The sequence below is a fragment of the Microcoleus sp. AT9b-C3 genome (genome assembly GCF_036705485.1).
Taxonomy (GTDB): domain Bacteria; phylum Cyanobacteriota; class Cyanobacteriia; order Cyanobacteriales; family Microcoleaceae; genus Microcoleus.
This window is the reverse complement of record NZ_JAUBUR010000014.1, coordinates 106,627-126,568: the sequence shown is the minus strand read 5'-3', so window position 1 is coordinate 126,568 and position 19,942 is coordinate 106,627. Positions and strand designations below refer to the sequence as shown.

At 47.0% G+C, this 19,942-nt stretch carries 8 protein-coding genes; 5 read left to right on the top strand and 3 right to left on the bottom strand.

What is annotated here, in order from left to right:
- Positions 1 to 316: 316 nt before the first annotated feature.
- Together QUB77_RS15145 and QUB77_RS15140 are read left to right on the top strand one after the other, a co-directional pair.
- Complete coding sequence (locus tag QUB77_RS15145) at positions 317 to 4,165, top strand: CHAT domain-containing protein (RefSeq protein WP_333178335.1); 3,849 nt, start codon at positions 317 to 319, stop codon at positions 4,163 to 4,165.
- Positions 4,166 to 4,372: 207 nt separating this feature from the next.
- Positions 4,373 to 9,115, top strand: coding sequence for a DUF4347 domain-containing protein (locus QUB77_RS15140; protein ID WP_333178277.1), 4,743 nt, complete (start codon positions 4,373 to 4,375; stop codon positions 9,113 to 9,115).
- A gap of 128 nt (positions 9,116 to 9,243) precedes the next feature.
- Here QUB77_RS15140 and QUB77_RS15135 read toward each other — a convergent pair whose 3' ends face one another.
- Together QUB77_RS15135 and QUB77_RS15130 are read right to left on the bottom strand one after the other, a co-directional pair.
- Positions 9,244 to 14,613: an AAA family ATPase gene (locus tag QUB77_RS15135; RefSeq protein WP_333178274.1), complete on the bottom strand. Its 5,370-nt coding sequence runs from the start codon at positions 14,611 to 14,613 to the stop codon at positions 9,244 to 9,246.
- A gap of 1,090 nt (positions 14,614 to 15,703) precedes the next feature.
- Positions 15,704 to 16,096 (bottom strand): hypothetical protein, encoded by a 393-nt coding sequence (locus QUB77_RS15130; RefSeq protein WP_333057711.1) that lies wholly within the window; start codon positions 16,094 to 16,096, stop codon positions 15,704 to 15,706.
- A gap of 440 nt (positions 16,097 to 16,536) precedes the next feature.
- Between QUB77_RS15130 and chlP the strand changes: the two genes are divergently transcribed.
- Complete coding sequence (gene chlP, locus QUB77_RS15125; protein ID WP_333178272.1) at positions 16,537 to 17,757, top strand: geranylgeranyl reductase; 1,221 nt, start codon at positions 16,537 to 16,539, stop codon at positions 17,755 to 17,757.
- A gap of 128 nt (positions 17,758 to 17,885) precedes the next feature.
- Here chlP and QUB77_RS15120 read toward each other — a convergent pair whose 3' ends face one another.
- On the bottom strand, positions 17,886 to 18,428 hold the full coding sequence (locus QUB77_RS15120; protein WP_006632871.1) for a Dps family protein: 543 nt from the start codon (positions 18,426 to 18,428) through the stop codon (positions 17,886 to 17,888).
- A 356-nt stretch (positions 18,429 to 18,784) separates the two neighbouring features.
- On the opposite strand from QUB77_RS15120, the gene QUB77_RS15115 reads away from it, so the two are divergent.
- Both QUB77_RS15115 and QUB77_RS15110 read left to right on the top strand, forming a co-directional pair.
- The gene (locus QUB77_RS15115; protein ID WP_333085491.1) at positions 18,785 to 19,030 is read left to right on the top strand and encodes an Asr1405/Asl0597 family protein; all 246 of its coding nucleotides are present in this window, start codon (positions 18,785 to 18,787) and stop codon (positions 19,028 to 19,030) included.
- A gap of 73 nt (positions 19,031 to 19,103) precedes the next feature.
- Positions 19,104 to 19,766 (top strand): (2Fe-2S) ferredoxin domain-containing protein, encoded by a 663-nt coding sequence (locus QUB77_RS15110; protein WP_333178269.1) that lies wholly within the window; start codon positions 19,104 to 19,106, stop codon positions 19,764 to 19,766.
- The last annotated feature ends 176 nt before the right edge of the window (positions 19,767 to 19,942 follow it).

Genomic DNA, 19,942 nt, shown 5'->3' with positions numbered 1-19,942 from the left:
CAGAAAACTCTATTTTTAAAGTAATAAATTAGGGGTTTAAAAAGTTTTTTATCAGTCAATGTACGGTATAAAGCTATAATTTATAGCTTTATTGCTGGATAAAAATAAGTAAAAACCGAGCGTGACAGTTGAGGGTGCAGAATGTGGATTTCAGGTATAGCAACCGCCCTGATGGTGACGAGGTTCTTAATCGCTAAGTCTACGCCGCAGTTGGTCGCACTGAGCACCCAATACCTTAAAGTGATAATTGTCAGATACGTGCTCTGCCAGCTCAAAGCTAATGAAACTAGCCTTCTTTTCTATACATGGTGCTGCAATGCTAGCGATCGCAGCCACTATTTTGAGTACAGCGGTGGGACAAGCACAACCCATTGTTCCCGCACCCAATGATGCGGGCACTACTGTCACGCCTGACAACGGCGATCGCTTCAATATCACAGGCGGTCAAACTTCTAGAGATGGAGCGAATCTTTTCCACAGTTTTCAACAGTTTGGGCTTAGCGAAGGGCAGATTGCTAATTTTATTTCTACTCCCGCTATTCGCAACATCTTAGGACGGGTAGTAGGCGGCAATCCTTCTATTATTAACGGTTTAATTCAAGTAAGTGGCGGCAATCCTAACCTGTTTTTAATAAATCCTTCGGGTATTATCTTTGGCCCTAATGCGAGCTTGAATCTTCCGGCTGCTTTTACAGCTACTACTGCTACTAACATCGGTTTTGAGTCGGGTTTGTTTAATGTTGCAGGAGCGAACGATTACAGTACCCTGATAGGAACTCCGAACACTTTTTACTTTGACCTCAGCCAACCGGGAAGTATCATCAATGCAGGTAATTTAGCAGTCATGCCGGGGCAAAGTATAAGTTTAATTGGCGGCACAGTTGTCAACACTGGTTCCCTCAATGCTCCACAAGGTAATATTATTGTCGCTGCTGTTCCCGGTGAGAATACTATTCGGCTTAGTCAACAAGGACATTTATTAAGTTTAGAAATAAGAGCTGTTGACGGGGGATTGTTGGCACAGAATGGGCAATTATCTCTGCCTTTGTCTCTGCCGCAATTGCTTGCGGGTGCAGGTGGGAACTCTGCTACTGGTATCTCCGTTAACGGTGCAGGAGAAGTGGTTTTGACGGCGGGTTTGAGGGTGGAAAGCGGGGATGTGGCGATCGCTAGTTCTACTGTTAATAGTCACAATGCTACACTCTCGGCAGCACGTAATCTCACTTTGGTAGAAAGCCAGCTACTTACTGAGAACAATTTGTATCTGTTGGCAGGAGATACGGTGCGGGTGCGGGATGGAAATAACGCTTTCAGGGCGATCGCAGGCGGCAATCTTACTATACAAGGTAATCAAAATATTGATATCTTCGCCCTAAATTACCCTAACCCTGCATTCCAATCCGCAGGGGATATCACATTATTGAGCAATGGCAATGTTTCCGGTGATGCTCACTTCGCTGCGCGAGGTAATGTAAGTATTCTCACATTGTCTGGCAACGGCGGCAGTTTTTTGAGTTTGTACGACCCGATTATTAGCTCGGAGGGAGATGTGAGATTTGGTGATTATACTGGAACCTCACTTAAGGTAGAAGCAAAAGGCGCGATCGCGGCGGGAGATATTAGTATCACTGGGCCGGACACTACTTTGTCAGGTTCCGCCGATCCAGATGCGGCGCTGCTTTCAGGTAGTGCAGCTTTAATTCTGCGATCGGGCGTTTCGACTCTGGCGAATGCTGCGAATCTGCCGCCGAATGTCACCGCAGGGGAGACATTTTTTGCTTCGCCCGGTGTTGCTTCGGGCAATAGCATCGGAGTGGGAGCGATTTCGACAGCAGGCGGGCCTGTGATTTTGGAATCAGCAGGGGACATTGCGCTGGATGCGATCGCCACTTCTGGGGGTAATATTACTCTCAAAGCTGCCAGCGACATCGCCGTTACAGGCACTCTTCAGTCTACTGGCGGCAGTATTGACCTCACGGCTGGCAATCTTCTCACAGTCAGCGGCGCTTTTACAGATAGTAACGGTGTAAATGTGAGCATTTCCAGCGCTAATGGCACGGGTGGCGGCGCGATTACTATTCGCCACGCGGGGAGCACGACTACACCTTTTATTGTCGGCGATTTGACAACGAATGGGACGGCGGGAGCCATTACATCAGGTTCCGAGACAATTTCGCCACAGTTCGCGGTGCCGGTGCCACCTAGCACTTACACTCAGGGCAATATTGCGATCGTTACTTCCGCGCCATCGTCAACGCCGGAACCGACACCATCTCCAACACCGGAACCGACACCATCGTCAACACCAGAACCGACACCATCTCCAACACCAGAACCGACACCATCGCCAACACCAGAACCAACGCCCTCTCCAACACCGGAACCGACACCATCTCCAACGCCGGAACCGACACCGGAACCGACACCATCTCCTACACCGGAACCAACACCGGAACCGACGCCATCTCCAACACCGGAACCGACACCGGAACCGACACCATCTCCAACCCCACAACCAACGGCATCCCCATCACCTGCGCCATCTTTAATACCAGAACCAACGCCATCACCCGCGCCATCTTTAATACCAGAACCAACGCCATCACCTGCGCCATCTTTAATACCAGAACCAACGCCATCACCCGCGCCAATTCCACAAGCAATACCGTCTCCGATATTGCTTGTGCCCTCCATTGCGCCTGAAATGCTAGCCGCGATGCCATTACCTACTCCGATACCAACTTTATCTCCGTCTCTTGACGCCGCCTTGCCCTTACCGGATATCTCAATTACCAATGCGATCGCACAATCTGGCAACCTGAGTATCATTAATAGAATTGAATCTCTTTTTAACTACAGATCCGATTGGGTAAGCGAAGTTGTCCAAACGGCATCGCCTCTAAATATAGTTAGTCCCAGCGATATCACAGGGCTAATCGATAGAGGCGATATCTCTCAAGCCACTTTGTTTATGGATATCTTCTATAGCCAACAAGTGGGGTCATACGTCAACCAGGAAATCCGGCGGGACTTGCAATCTTTTACGGCCATACAGGGAAGAATTAGAACGATCGCCAACCAAACTGGTAAGAAACCAGCCATTATTTACGCCTTAGCCCGCCCTGAACAATTAGACCTGATCATTGTCCCCCCTACAGGCATTCCAATTCATAAAAGCATCCCCGCCGCCCGGCGCGAAACTTTGATGCAAGTCGTCGCTAGCTTCAGGTCTGAACTCCTTAGTTCCAGCAAAATCAATACTCAGAGCTATTTGCCAGCATCCCAACAACTTTACCAGTGGATAATTGCGCCCTTGGAAGCTGATTTGAAAGCTGAGGGCATCGATACGCTAGTTTTTAGTATGGATGCGGGGTTGCGATCGCTCCCCTTAGCCGCCCTCCATGACGGTTCCCAATTTCTAGTAGAAAAGTACAGCATCGGACTCATTCCCAGCGTCAACTTGACCGATACTAACTATGAAAGCGTTAAAAATGCTGAAGTTTTAGCAATGGGAGCCTCGCAATTTACCAATAACCAACCCTTGCCAGCAGTGCCTGCAGAACTTAATGCTATTGCCTCAGAATGGAAAGGCGAATCTTTCCTCAATCAAACCTTTACTCTCAATAATCTTCAATCGCAGCGCAATGACAGACCCTATCGGATTATTCACCTCGCCACTCACGGAGAATTTAAGCCAGGAGCACCGAGCAATTCTTACATCCAGTTATCAGATAGAAGGTTAACACTCGATCGCGTGCGCGAACTAGGGTGGAATCAGCCGCCTAAAGTTGAGCTATTGGTGTTGAGCGCTTGTAAAACTGCTGTGGGTGATAATGACGCTGAATTAGGCTTTGCGGGGCTAGCTGTGCAAGCGGGGGTGAAGTCAGTTTTGGCGAGTCTTTGGTACGTCAGCGATGAAGGTACTTTAGGGTTAATGGCTGAATTTTACCATGAGTTAAAAGTCGCGCCGATTAAAGCAGAAGCTTTGCGGCAGGCTCAAATTGCTATGATTAAAGGTCAAGTTCGCATTGATAATGGTCGTTTATTTTTGTCAAACTTAAATAAGGAGTTAGAATTGCCACCAGAATTAGCTAAACTAGGTAATGAAAACCTCTCCCATCCTTATTATTGGTCTGGCTTTACAATGATTGGGAGTCCTTGGTAAGGTATGAAGGTGATTGCAATTGCTTCTTGATTCGCAAAATTACTTTGTTATTCGTAATGACCTAGGAGTAAGTGCATAAATACTAACCATATCATTGCGAACGAAGCAAAGCAATCGCAAGGACTGATGGAAGCACTAGCATCTGATGGCTAGTGATTATATAAATATTATTTGAAGGGAAAATCTAAAAATCTAAAATTAAATATAATGCAAATAATACACCAAAAAAGGGACTCAATTCTAGTTTTTATTGACTCAAATCTTGAAGATTATCCGAGCTTAATTAGTGGCGTTTCCCCAAATGCTGAAGTAATTATCCTAGATGAAACGCGGGATGGGATTGAGCAAATCACCGAAAGGCTAGCAATTGAACAAAATATAGAAGCAATCCACATCATCTCTCACGGCAGTCCTGGTGCAGTACATCTCGGTACAAATACACTCAACAACAGCAACATAGAAAGTTTCGGCCCTCAACTCCAACAGTGGCGCCAAGCATTAATTCCCGGTGCCGATATTCTCATTTATGGGTGTAACCTAGCAGCCGGAGACACAGGCCACCAATTCCTCACTCAACTCCACCAACTCACAGGCGCAAACATCGCCGCCAACCCCCACCCTACAGGCAACAGCAAACGAGGAGGCACCTGGGACATCCTCCAACTCATCCCCCCATCCCCTCAAAAGCCAAAACTAATTCTCACAGAAACCACCCTCAAAACCTACAGCGGTTTACTAGGCTTCGCCCCCCAAGTCACCTTCCCTACTGACATTAACCCTTTGTCCGTCAGCATTGGCGACATCAACGGCGACGGCTTCCCTGACTTAGCAGCGGCGAACACCGGCAGCAACACCGTCTCCATCCTGCTCAACAATACTACCACCGGAGCTACCACCCCCACTTTCGCCCCCCAAGTTCCCTTCCAAACTGGCGCTGGCCCCTTCAGCGTCAGCATCGGGGACCTCAACGGCGACGGTCAACGTGACTTAGCAACGGCGAACTACACCAGCAACAACGTTTCAGTCCTGCTCAACACCACCACCACCGGAGCCGCCACTCCCTCTTTCGCCCCCCAAGTTTCCTTCCCAACTGGCACTAAGTCCGCCTCCGTCAGTATCGGCGATATCAACAGCGATGGTTTACCTGACTTAGCTGTGGCGAACAGTGGCAGCAACAGCGTCTCCATCCTGCTCAATAACACTGCCACCTTCGCCACCACCCCCACCTTCGCCCCCCAAGTTTCCTTCCCAACTGGCGCTGGCCCCTACGTTGTCAGCATCGGCGACCTCAACAGCGATGGTTTACCTGACTTAGCTGTGGGGAACACCAGCAGCAACACCGTCTCCATCCTGCTCAATACCACTGCCACCTTCGCCACCACCCCCACTTTTGCCCCCCAAGTTCCCTTCGCAACTGGCGCTGGTCCCTACGGCGTCAGCATCGGCGACATCAACAGCGACGGAAAACCTGACTTAGCAACGGCGAACAACTTCAGCAACAACATCTCCATCCTGCTCAATACCACTACCACCGGAGCCGCCACTCCCACTTTCGCCCCCCAAGTTCCCTTCCCAATTGGCCGTTACTCCCGCTCCGTCAGCATCGGCGACTTCAACAGCGACGGAAAACCTGACTTAGCTGTGGGGAACCCGGGCGAGGACAACGCCGGCATCCTGCTCAACACCACCCCCAAAGTTACTGCTGTCACCGCCACCACCGCTAACGGCAGCTACAAAGCAGGTGATACCATCGCCATCACTGTCACCTTCGATGCCGCTGTCAACGTAGATACCACAGGTGGCACACCCCAACTGCAACTAGAAACAGGCACAACTGACCGCTTTGCCACCTATACCAGCGGTAGCGGCACTACAGCCCTCACCTTCAACTATGTAGTGCAACCCGGAGACACCTCCGGTGGCTTAGAATACCTCGCCACCACCGCCCTCACCCTCAACGGCGGCACCATTAAAGAAACTGTTGGTACAGCCTTTGACGCTTTCTTAACCCTCCCCGATACCGCCACAGCCAACTCACTCGGCGGTAGTAAAGCCATAGTTATTGATACCTTTGCACCCACCATCGCCAGCGTCACCTCTACCACCACTGACGGCAGTTACAACACAACTGGCAACATCAACGTCACCGTCAACTTCAGCGAAGCCGTCACCTTAGCAGGCGGTAATATGAGTGTCCCCTTAGACACAGGTGGCACTGTTACTATTGCACCTTTTACGGGTACATCTGCTGTCGGCAGTTATACTCCAGCAGCCGGACAAAATAGCCTCGACCTTAATTCAAATAGTATAACTTTAGCGACTGGTGCAACCTTAAAAGATACTGCTGGAAATGATGCAACTTTAACTATTCCTGCGGGACAATCTTTAGCCGATAGCAGAGCCATAATTGTAGACACCATTGTACCCACAGTTGCCTTAAACTCAACTTCAGCAACTACAGTCAACGCACCATTTAGCGTCACAGCAACATTCAGCGAAAATGTCGCTGGGTTTGATAATACTGATATCACCGTCACCAATGCGACTGTCGGAAACTTTGTCACACTTGATGCCAAAAACTACACCTTTGATGTCACACCGAATGCTGAGGGTAATGTCACCGTTGATGTACTTGCGGCTAAAGCTACGGATACTGCGGGTAATAACAATACTGCAGCGACTCAACTGGTTCGCACTGCTGATATTACACCGCCAACGGTTGCCTTAACATCCCCATCACTGACAACAATAAATGCGCCATTTTTAGTCACAGCAACTTTCAGTGAAAATGTCGCTGGCTTTAATAATACTGATATCACCGTCGCCAATGCGACTGTCGGTAACTTTGTCACAGTTGATGCCAAAACCTACACCTTTGATGTCACACCGAATGCTGATGGCCCCGTCACAGTTGATGTATTTGCGGCAACAGCTACGGATACTGCGAGTAATAACAATACCGCTGCCACTCAGTTAACTCGTACCGCTGATATTACAGCACCAACAGTTGCCTTAACCTCCACTTCAGCAACAACAATAAATGCACCATTTTTAGTCACCGCCACTTTCAGTGAAAATGTGACAGGATTTAGTTCGAGTGGTATTAATGTTACTAACGGTACGGTTAGCGGCTTTACAGGTAGCGGCACGACTTATAATTTTACAGTCACACCGAATGCTGATGGCGCTGTCACAGTTGATGTACCGGAGGCTAAAGCTACTGATACAGCGAGTAATACCCATACGGCTGCCACTCAACTGGTTCGTACTGCTGATGTTACCGCACCTACTGCTAGCTTGGGTACAATTTCTAACATTACTACAGCGGGCGGCACCAGTCAGACATTGACAGTTACTTTCACTGATAGCAGTGGAGTTGATGTTAGCAGTTTAGATAATTCTGATCTGGTAGTAAACTGGTCAGGTGGTGCAATTCCCGCTACATTTGTCAGCGTCGATACTAATAGTAATGGCACACCTCGCACGGCAACTTATTCTCTAACTCCGCCTGGGGGAAGTTGGGATGATACAGATAATGGGAGTTATGCTGTTAATTTGCAAGCATCGCAAGTAAAAGATACTTTTGGCCATCAAGTTGTAGCTAGCAATTTAGGCAGTTTTACTGTTAACATTGCCACGCCAACTCCCACTCCAACTCCGACTCCGACAATAACTCCGCCTCCGACGCCAACACCGACAATAACTCCGACTCCAACTCCGACAATAACTCCGACTCCGACAACAACTCCGACTCCAATATCGACTCCAACGCCAACTCCAATACCGACTCCAACTCCAACAATAACTCCGACTCCAACTCCGACTCCAATACCAACACCGACAATAACTCCGACTCCGACGCCAACACCGACAATAACTCCGACTCCGACAACAACTCCGACTCCGACTCCAACTCCAACTCCGACTCCGACAACAACTCCGACTCCGACTCCAACGCCAACTCCGACTCCGACAACAACTCCAGGTACTCCCGCTGTCATTTTCATTGAACCACTTGGCAGTACCCAGGTACTCGAAAGCTTGGGCAGCGATATATACAAAGTGCGACTAAATACTCAACCAACTGCTAATGTCACCGTCGCCATTACCCCTGAAACTCAAGTTACTGTCAGCCTGCGGGCCCTTACTTTTACTTCGGACAACTGGAATGTAGCCCAAACGGTAACGGTAACTGCGGTTGACGATACGGTTGTTGAGGGCGATCGTGTCAGCTCAATTAGCCACGCCACCACCAGCACTGACACATTGTATAATAATCTAGTCGCCCCTCTCACAGTCAATATTAGCGATAACGATAACTTAGGCGATGTCAAAACCTTGTTGAACAAGTCAGTAATCGGTTTGACAGATAAGGACGATCGCGTCACAGGATCGCCATTAAACGACATTATCCACGCACGCCCCGGCAATGACTATCTTCATGGCAAAGCAGGCGATGACTTGCTTTACGGACAAAAAGGGGATGACGGCATCAGGGGCGGTGATGGCAATGACATTATTTTTGGCGGCCAAGGGAGTGAATTTATTACTGGCGACGGCGGTACTGACTTGATTTACTCAGGTAAGGAAAACGATCGCATTTACGGCGGCGATGGCGACGATCTATTGTTTGGCGACGGGGGCAATGATTACTTATTTGGAGAAATGGGTGCCGACACTCTCACAGGCGGATTGGGTTTTGATGTGTTTGCGATCGCGATCGATACTGGTGGAACTGCCTTAGCCGCTGCTGATGTGATTACTGATTTTACGCTAAATCAAGACAAAATTGATTTAATTAGCCCCCTTGCTTTTAGCCAGTTAAATATTTATCAAGGAACAGGTGCTTTTGTTAGCGATACTATAATTCAGTATCAGGTAACAGGGGAATATTTAGCTATATTGAAAGGAGTCACTGCCAGCAGTATAGTTCAGGCAGTAACTTTTTAGACTTCGTATGTTGTTGCGCTTTAGCGCTAAAGCGCAACAACATACCTACCCGATTTCGATCGCCTAGTGGATAGGATGCCTCAACAGTCGATCGCACTTTTGCTGTGATTTTCAGGTATAGCAACCGCTTAATGTAAATTGTGTAGCCTGTCTTTGATTTTTGTGCGAGTCACCAATGCCGACTCACAGCGTTCCCAGTACATTTTAGCAACGCGATCGCCCGGATTCTGACGCCAACACTCGGAAAACAGCCGCGCCGCTTCAAATAACTTCCCTTCCGAGTAAAGTGTCCTAGCTTCTGCAAACAATTCCAGCGTAGCTAACTTAGCCTGTTTAATTTCTGGCGGATCTGCATCAAACACCTCATAAATCGTCACAGCTTCGGATTTTCCCTTGACTTTTACCGTGTCTAGAGTGCGGATTGTGTACTGAGATGGATTTTTCAGGCGCGTATAAGTTGGCTGAGTAATTAACAGCGAAACCCCATAGTTTTTTGTCAAACTTTCCACGCGAGAAGCTAAATTAACGGCATCACTAATTACTGTCCCGTCCATGCGATTTGGTCCGCCCACAGTTCCCAGCATCAAAGAACCAGTATTAATCCCAATCCCAATCTGAATCCGCGCACAGCCAGCGTTAGCGCAGTATTCATTATATTCAACGAGACGGTGCAGCATCGCTATTCCCGCTTTCACCGCATTATCAGCTTCCCCACTAAACAGCGCCATAATCGCATCGCCAATATATTTATCAATAAACCCGTGATTTTGATTAATAACAGGTTCCATGCGAGAAAGATAAGAATTGATAAATTTGAAATTATCCTCCGGTGTCATAGTTTCCGAAAGCGTGGTAAAATTACGAATGTCGGAAAACAACACCGACATTTCTAACTGTACTTGGTCGCCCAATTCCACATCAATGATGCTTGATTTCTCTAAAAACTGGAGAAATTGATGGGGAACAAATCGCTCGTAAGCTTTGTTGAGTTGAGCCAGCCTGCTTTCATTTTTGCGTACTTCTGTATAAAGCTTAGAATTTTGAATCGAGATCGCCGCCTGTCCAGATAACACTTTTAATAGTTCCACTCTTTCAGGGGTAAAAGCTCCCGCTGTCAGATTATTTTCTAAGTAAACAATACTAATGATTTGAGATTGGTTAATCAGCGGCACACATAAAATTGATTTGGGCTGATGCTTTCGGATGTGGGGGTCGTTGGTAAAGTGTCCCGATCGCGCAGCATCATCTAGTACGACGCTTTCTTGAGTGCGACTCACATAATTGACAATTGCGGAGGAAAGGTCTTGACAGGTTGCAACGGGGATTGACTGCAACACGGTGACGAGTTCGTCATCGATTGTTCCTTCAGCTTCAATGAACAGTTGTCCCTGGCTTAACAAAATCAGATAGCCTCGTTGCGCCCCTGCATTTTCCATCAAAATTTTCATCAAGCTAGACAGTAAATTATCTAGCATAATTTCTCCAGAAATCGCCTGAGAAGCTTTCATGACTGCCGTGATATCTAGGTGATTACCCGAACCAGTCGTTGTCATTGCTACGGTAGTTTGAGTGTTTTTCCTTCCCGGTTGAGTTACCGCGAATAATTGGGGATATCGCGTTTCTAAATCCGTTACCTTAGCAGTGGCTCCCCATTCAACATAACAATAATACGCCTCAAAGATGTAGGCTTGAGCAACTTTTGTTTTGCCCCATTCCCCGTAGAATTTGGCTGCTAGTTCGTTGGCCAGGGCTTCGTCATTAACATATTTGTTTTCTTGGGCTCCAGAAATAGCGCGATCGTACATTTCAATCGCCTCGGCTTTATTGCCCAACACCCGTTGCCGTTCTGCTTCCACTAAATACCATTTATGCAGATAATTCATGGGAGCATTTTGCGCCCACTTTTGCAGCGTGGTTTGATGGGTTTCCACTAAGGCAATAAATTCAGTTTGCTCAATAGCTGGCTGTGCCTCAAAAAGTGCCAGGTGCGTCAGGGCGGCATAAAAATGAAAAATGGGAACAAAAGCCGATCCAGATACTCCCATCAAATACTTTTTGACTTGGGTAATGTGGTCTAGGGCAGCCGTATAATTCCCATAGCAGTAAGCAAGCAGCAGTTTGAAGATGCAGGCACAAGCGATCGCCGTGAATTCATTATCCTGATAGTGCTTGGGAATCATCACCGTTTCATCGTAGGCCTCGCCTATTAACAAATCCGGTCGAATACGGGTTTCCCTCAAGTTTTGCACCGTCTGCTGAATCATATCCAAATAAACCCCAGCAGAAGATTGTTTCAACTGCGCCATGACAGCCCTGTAACTTGCTATTTCTGGTTCCCAAGTGTCTAGTTCTACCCCAGCAAATAAATAAGTATAAAAACAAATATATATGTTGTAGCCAGCGTTTACAAAGTCGCCTGTTTCCATGCCCAACCTATAGCCCTCTTTCAGCGTCGGTATCGTTGCCAAAAGAGATTCTTGGCGATGCTGAATCCAGCCACCAAACAAAAGTAAAACTGTGGACTTGAATTCGGGTACATTCAACCTATCCAGCAATGAGAGTGCCAATTGCCCAAAGCCATAGCCCGTTTCCACCTCTTGTAAAAAGGCACAGAATACCATCCCGTGCATCGCATAACCCACCGTCGATGCGGGCGCATTCCCAAAGGAGAGCGATAAACTTACCATCGTGGAGCTCAGCAGGGGCAGCAAACCGGGCATTCCCTGGAAAATGGGTGGAAACAACATACCAGACAGTTGCATAGCTGCCTGAGTCTGTGGATTTGTCATCACAGGTAGGTCAACCAATTCCTCAATCTTTCTGCCGCTTAGTTGGCCCGCAAGGGCTTGTAGCGCTTTGCCAATCTTGGCTTCATCAGGTTCGGCAGGAAGTTCAATGCCCAATTGTAAGAGTGCGTCTCTGGCTACTGCGATCGTTTCTAACACCTTGCTCTGGGCTGTCTGAGCGGCAATTTGAATTTCGTAAATTTTAACTCGATCTAAAATTGTTTGGGCTTCTTGCAAAACCAGTGCTGCCATCTGTTCCATACCATCAAAGTCACCATTTAAATAGGCAATTTCAGCAGCAGCAACGTAAAGATTTAGCGCCAATTCATATTGAGTTTGCCAGCAGTTTGCTGTCAGTAGGTCAATTCCCGTTTGTAGATAGATATTTGCCGCAGCGTAGGCGGTAGAATTTCTGGCCTTACGTCCAGCTTCTAAGTTTAGTTGGGCTAAGGCTGAGCGTTCACTTAATTGATTGATTAACTCAATTCCTTGATTTAAATGCCCCACAATATCAAAGAGTTTTTCTTCTGTTTCTATCTCGGAAGAACTTTGTAGCAGTAACTGTCCTATTTTCAGATGAGTAGCTTGTTTTTGGTCGTCAGGAATCAATGAATAAGCCGCTTGCTGGACGCGATCGTGCAGGAACTTATAAGTGGGATTAGCAACAGACTGATTCGGGGATTGAGCATCTGCTTGAATGAAGTTATAGCCTTCAGAAATCACTAAAATAAGTCCTTCTTGCAAGGCTTTCCACAGCGCTGATGCCGTTTGTTCTGGTAATTCTTCGCTGACTATTGCCAATGTCTCTAAATCAAACTGTGCCCCAATGCACGCCGCCAGTTTGAGAACATCCTGAGTAGGCGCCGGCAACTTCTGCAATTGCGCCGCCATAAACTCCACCACATCCGAGGCGTCGGCAAATTTAACTTGATTAATATCGCACTGCCACCCCCCTTTACTGGCCCCCTTACTCAGAGGGGATTGAGGGGGGTTAAAAATAATTTGACCATCTTCATACAAGGCCTTGAGGAATTGAGTCGAGAAAAAGGGATTACCTTGGGTTTTTTGATAAACCAATTCTGTCAGGGGCCCGGCTAAAGATAAATCGCAAATCAGCGTATCTGCTACCAACTGATTGAGATCTGCTAAACTCAACGGTTGCAGGGTAATCGTATTCACCGTGGCCCCAGACTTCACGATCTCATCCACAGTCAACATAAACGGATGAGCCGGTGATACCTCATTATCCCGATAAGCACCCAATACTAACAGATGCCCCGTATCCTCCATCAACAGTTGTAATAACTTCAAAGATGCTGAATCTGCCCACTGCAAATCGTCCAGAAACATCACTAAGGGATGTTCTGCTTGGGTAAATACTTGCACAAATTTCTGCATCAGCAGATTGAAGCGATTTTGGGAGGCACTCCCCGACAATTCTAGTGCAGCAGGTTGAGCGCCAATGATGTGTTCTAATTCAGGAATTACATCAATCAAGACTTGCCCGCTCTCGCCTACTGCTGTGAGTATTAGGGTTTTCCATCTGTGTAACTGAGCGTCACTTTCTGATAATAATTGTCCCATCAATTCCCGAAATGCTTGCACAAATGCACTGAAGGGGATATTGCGCTGGAATTGGTCGTATTTGCCTTTGATAAAATAGCCGCGCTGTCGGGCGATCGGCTTATGCACTTCGTTCACGACTGCGGTTTTCCCAATGCCGGAAAAGCCAGCTACTAACATCATTTCGGCACTAGCATTACGAACTCTTTCAAATGCCGCTAATAGATGATCAACTTCGGTTTCTCTGCCGTATAACTTTTCGGGAATCAGGAAATGGTCTGTAAGATCCAGCGTTCCCAAGTCAAATTCTTCTATGCTATCGGTTTCTTGTAATTGAACCAGACAGATTTCTAAGTCCTGCTTAAGACCCAATGCAGTTTGATAGCGATTTTCCGCATTCTTTGCCATCAATTTACTGACAATTTGAGACACAATTACGGGAATTTCGGGCTTGATTTCGTGCGGGGGAACTGGTTGTCTGGCAATGTGGCAGTGAACTAGCTCTAAAGCGTCTTCTGTCTCAAAAGGCAGTTTTCCTGTCAGCAATTCGTAGAAGGTGACGCCGAGCGAGTAAAAGTCAGTGCGGTAATCGATAGAGCGATTCATCCTGCCAGTTTGTTCCGGCGAGATGTAAGCGAGGGTTCCTTCTAAAACGTTGGGATTTTTCAGGGTTGGCATTTCTCGCGTTAGCTGAGTGGAAATGCCAAAGTCGATAATTTTGAGCTGTCCCGTTTCCGGGTTATAAACAATATTTGAGGTGTTAATATCTTTGTGAATAATATTGGCGCTATGAATTTGCCCTAAAGTTTCAGTGGCAGCGATCGCCAGGATCAGAAACTCCTTGAGGCTAAACTTTCGCTGCTGCATCCATATTTTCAAGGATTCCCCGCCAAAGTCCTCCACAAAAATTACGAGGCTATTTTGGTATTTTTGCAAGTCATAAACTTGCACGACTCCCGCCTCTTTCAGCTCTCTAGTGATACGGTATTCGGTGCGGTAGCGTAGCAATTCTTGAGGTGTGGGGTAGCTTTCTTTGAGCAGTTTCAGGATGAGCGGTTGGCGATCCGCTTCCCGAATCCCCCGGTAAACCAGAGAGTTGGTACTTTCGTAAAGCAGTTTCTGGACGGCAATGCCTGGAATGGAGAGCATATTTATTTTTTTGGTAAAAATTAACGTTTACTCAAAACACACCGGATTCGTTGTGTCGAGAATAGCGCTTTAGAAAGGAACAAATTATGTTTTTATAACACACTCTTAGTTTTTCGGCAGCGAAGTGGCTTTCAGGTGGTCTGGCAGAGTAAGGGTAAGGAGTTATAATGCGACGTATCTAAGCCTTGTTAATTCTCAACTCCATGAATTGTCCCCGTTTCGGTTCTCCAAACATCCTTAAAAATTGTCCCACCCCCAGCGCTAAGCAAAACTTTAAATCTATATATTGTCATAGGCAGTTTGTTTAAAACCGCGCACATCAAAGGATTTCAGAAGAAACAAAAAAATTGAGAGATCGGCTTTTATTAGAAAAAATATCTTGAGTCGCGATTGTCAAAGTCACGAGGGTGTCCCCCGCTGGTTCTAATACTATGTGTTTTTCAACAATTAGCATCAGTCCCCCGGAAAGTTCAAGTAAAGTCAAAAAATAAAGGCAAGGTAACGATCCAACACGATCAAATGTAGTCGTTTGTAGGCAATAAGGGGAACAAGCAGTGGAAAGAGCTGCCAATAGATGCCTTAACCAAAGAAATTCTAGCGGTTTATAGCAATCCTACATGAGTCGTAAATTTTTTACCCCAGCCCACCCAACCCTCCCCTTACTAAGGGGAGGGAGTAAGAAATTCACAAATGATTTAGGATGGCTATATATAGGAAGTCTAGTTGAAATGGGTGCTACAGGTTTGTCAGATTCAGTCCCAGTAGTTGAGAGACGATTTGCTGTCTATTATACAGATTTTTGGGTCGCATATAAAAAAGTTTTGCCTCGCCAGCGACACAAATCTGTCGGGAAAGATACGGGCAAAACTTCTGATCTCTAAAGATGCAAGAACTCCCTGATGTACAGGATATCTCGCTATTGTTGTAAGAAAGAGCCTTTCCTAATCTAAAAAGCTCTCAAATCATGTGGGAGCTTTGTGGTATTTTATTCATCAATACAAGGCTTCTTTATCCCTAAAAGGATTGAGAATTTTTCCTTGCTATCCAGGAGTACCAGACTTGGTTCTCAGGATTTTGGAGAGTCATTGATCTACTTCCGCTTACCCTTCCCCGCTACAAACTCCCGCAGTCGCAGTAAACTAGCGGTTTGCCCCAAATTCAGTGGCAGCAGCGACACCCCCTCCAAGCGAGACTGCACCCAACCATCGCCCCAATACCACTCGTGAAATCCGTCAATTCCCTGACTCAATAACAGGCGCAGACAATTGTGCTCAACAATATCAACGTGATGCTGAACTGCCACGGGGCCCAGCCAACTTGTAAAGGTCAAACCTTGAGCAAATTCTTCCGGCAAACCGCTAGACAACTGCTGCGGCCACAGCCACTGCTGCAATTGACTCGGACGCAACAAGCTGTCTCTAATCGCTGTTTCGGAAGCTTCAAGCTCAATCCGCAGGTTGCTTTGTTGAAAATTACCGAGCATAAGAATTTTAGATATAAGTGCAAGTAACTTTAATGTAACTTATTGGACTGGTTCTAACCTGTTAGGGGCGGGCAAGATGCCCACCCCACAAACAGAAAATTCATCTGTTGTGGAACAGGCCCGAAAGCTTGTTCAGCCTAGAAGTCCACCCCACAAGCAGAAAATTCATCTGTTGTGGAACCAGCCCGAAAGCTTGTTCTGAGAAGTTCGATCGCACACTAGGGCACATCAACGCACATAAACGCACATCCGCGTTCATCTGCCGTTAAAGATTTAAGATCTTCGATCGCACCTACTGCCCCAGACCCGATTTTCGTATCGAACTGTTAAGCTCTGTTTCATTTCATTGAAATCTCCCCTGCTTCACCCCACCGCATCCAAAGTCCGTGATACCATCACACCTGAGTAATGCCTATAGAAAAAAACTGGAGAGAAAAGCTTTGACACTAAGGGTTGCAGTAGTAGGTTCAGGCCCTGCGGGTTCTTCCGCCGCCGAAACATTGGTAAAAGCAGGCATCGAAACATACCTATTCGAGCGTAAATTAGACAACGCCAAACCCTGCGGTGGGGCGATTCCCCTTTGCATGGTCAGCGAATTTGACTTGCCGCAAAATATTATTGACCGCCAAGTCAGAAAAATGAAAATGATCTCCCCCTCCAACGTCGAGGTGGACATCAATATTGAAAACGCACACGAATACATCGGTATGTGCCGCCGCGAAGTGCTCGATGGCTTCCTGCGCGATCGCGCCGCTTCCTTGGGTGCAAAACTGATTAACGGCACCGTTCACAAATTAGAAATTCCTTCAAACAATACAGACCCCTACACTCTCCACTATGCCGACCACTCCGACGGCAGCGCAATGGGAATTCAGAAAACTCTGAAGGTGGATTTGGTAATCGGGGCTGACGGCGCTAACTCTCGCGTAGCAAAGGCGATCGACGCTGGCGACTACAATTATGCGATCGCCTTCCAAGAGCGCATCCGCCTGCCAGAAGATAAAATGGCTTACTACGAAGACTTAGCCGAAATGTACGTCGGCGACGACGTATCTACCGACTTCTACGCTTGGGTGTTCCCCAAATACGACCACGTAGCCGTCGGTACCGGCACGATGAAAGTCAATCAAGCCAGCATCAAAAAGCTGCAAGCAGGCGTCCGCGCCCGCGCTGCCAAAAAACTGATGGGTGGTGAGATTATCAAAGTGGAAGCTCACCCCATCCCGGAACATCCGCGTCCCCGCCGGGTTGTCGGCCGAGTTGCTCTCGTAGGTGACGCTGCAGGTTACGTTACCAAGTCTTCCGGCGAAGGTATCTATTTTGCAGCCAAGTCTGGCCGGATGTGCGCCGAAACTATTGTGGAGATTTCCAATAAAGGCGCGCGCATTCCGACTGAAGAGGAAATAAAGATTTACTTGAAGCGGTGGGATAAAGCCTACGGCATTACTTACAAAGTTCTCGACATTTTGCAGCGCGTGTTCTACCGTTCCGACGCTACTCGCGAAGCTTTTGTGGAAATGTGTGCCGATCGCGATGTGCAGAAACTCACATTCGATAGCTACTTGTATAAGACAGTAGTACCGGCCAATCCTTTCATCCAGATGAAGATTACCGCCAAAACCATTGGTAGCTTGTTGCGCGGCAATGCTTTAGCGCCTTAATTCCCGGCGAATAAGCGCACTTTGTATAAAAAAGCGGGCAGTCGGAAAACTGCTCGCTTTTTTTTTGATCTAAGATAATGAACTGTGAAGGCGCAAAGGGCGCGAAGGAAGAGGAACAAGAAGAATTGTTAGTTCAAGTTCAACTGCACTAAGGTATCGGGGGCGAGGAAGTGGGAAATGTGATAAGCCCGCTCTTCTGTTTTCAGCAGGATTTTTTCGTAGAGGTAGCGCGTAGCTCGATCGCCCAAACTTTCTGCTTGTCCTGCTTGACGGCGCAGCAAACCTAGGATAGCTTGCTCCGCAATTAAATCGTGTTCTAGCATTTGGCGGCAGGAATATACGCCGTCGGCTTCCGGCTCAAAACAGCACAGCTCGGCTAACTTGCTAAAGCTAGCTGCCGGTATGCCGCCCAACCCGTTTAACCGTTCGCCCAACTCGTGGACGCTATCTTGAGCTTCTCCGTAGCTTTCTTCAAAGAATTTGTGCAAGGAGTAAAATTCTGCCCCTTCCACCACAAAATGATGTTTTTGATATTGCAGGTATAGAGCCTGAAAACTGGCCAGCAGCGCGTTCATCCCTTCACAAATCGGTGCTGTGACTGAATGTTCCAGTAGAACTGGGTTTTCGGCTATGTGGCCAAACGGTCTCAATGCACTCTGAGTCTCAGCCATGTGTGTTCTCCTCTCAATAGGCAGTTTTGTTGCCAATAGAGTCAGTCTAGCACTGTAAATTTACCAGTCAAGCAGAGTCTGCCTCGATAGTGGAAGATTTTATAGAGTAGGAAATTTTTTTTGTAAACCTATTGAGAATTATTAGCAGTTGGGTTATGCTTGAACAAGATCCTCGTTATGAGCGCTTCCTGAAAGTGGGGCGAACCTTCTGAAGTCAGAAGGCAGAGGGCAAAAAGGCAGAATTTTTCAGGAAGGGCTTTTGAACATCAAAGATGTTCTGCTGAAATCTGGCTTTTAACTTCTACCCGCTACCAGTCAGGGTAAAAATTAATGCAAATTATTACTGTTGTTAAAAAATGAATCCAGCAGATCCAGAATTAGAAGTTTGTGACATTGTGCAAGTTAGTTGGCTAGATAGGTGGCAAGTTTACAAACGCTTGCAAGAACTAGAAATTCCCTGCTGGTGTGCGGTTGACCAACCTTTGCGGGCAAAAGTCAACACAGTTAAACAAGCGGCTCAGTTAATGAGCGTGTTGAGGCAAGTCAGTGCCCCTCGATGCGAACTGGTGCAGTGGCTGGAATACTGCTGGCAAAGGGGCTAAAGGTAGAACGAAGTTCGGCAACGAGCAATGTAGAAGATGTAACGGATGTAACGGATTTAAAGGAGTCATAACAATGTATAAATCTGGCAAGCAAGTTTCCGAATTCAGTTTAGAGGGAGAAATCGTCGGTCTAATTATTGAAGATGGCTGCAAACTTAAATATTTGCGAATTAGCAGCGATCGCGGAGTAGAATATCTTGTTAAACTTTGCAAGGAATTGCGGTCATTTCTGTCGCCTATTTTGACACCGGGGTTGAGAGTTCAAGTTGTAGGTGAGAAAGAACTCAATTTGAAAAACGGTAAAATAAAACTTAAAGCTCGCAGCCTCAAGCTGGCTCAGGGTAACAACGATCGATCGCACGAACACCTTGACTCCACCAATGGGCCTGTTGCGGTATTGACATCCGACGATCGCGCGATCGGCAAAACCGAAGTCACCTCTCCCACAGCAGCTCAAACTGTAAAAGCTCCGGCAAAAACCCAAACCAAAATATTAGTATGTCAAAAATCCGACTGCGTGAAGCGGGGCGCTGGAGGAGTCTGTAAAGCTTTAGAAAATGCTTTGAATGCGCGCGGTTTAGAAGACAAAGTGACAGTTCAGGGAACCGGATGTCTCAAACAGTGCAAAGCGGGCCCAAATATAGTTGTGATGCCGGACAAAACTCGCTACAGTCGCATTGCACCGGCAGAAGTTCCAGCAATCATTGACAAACATTGTGCAGTTGTTAAAGCTTAGGCGATCGCACGCGTACCGAAACAGTGCGTTAGACATCAGGAAAAATTATTTTGATAGAACTCTGGACCCAAAACTCACGTCTGTAGGGTGCTCATAGGCGCATATTACGCCTGAATTTGAGTTCGGGTTGTAGTTCGATCGCGCCACTCGATTCAGAGGCTATTGTCCGAAAAAAT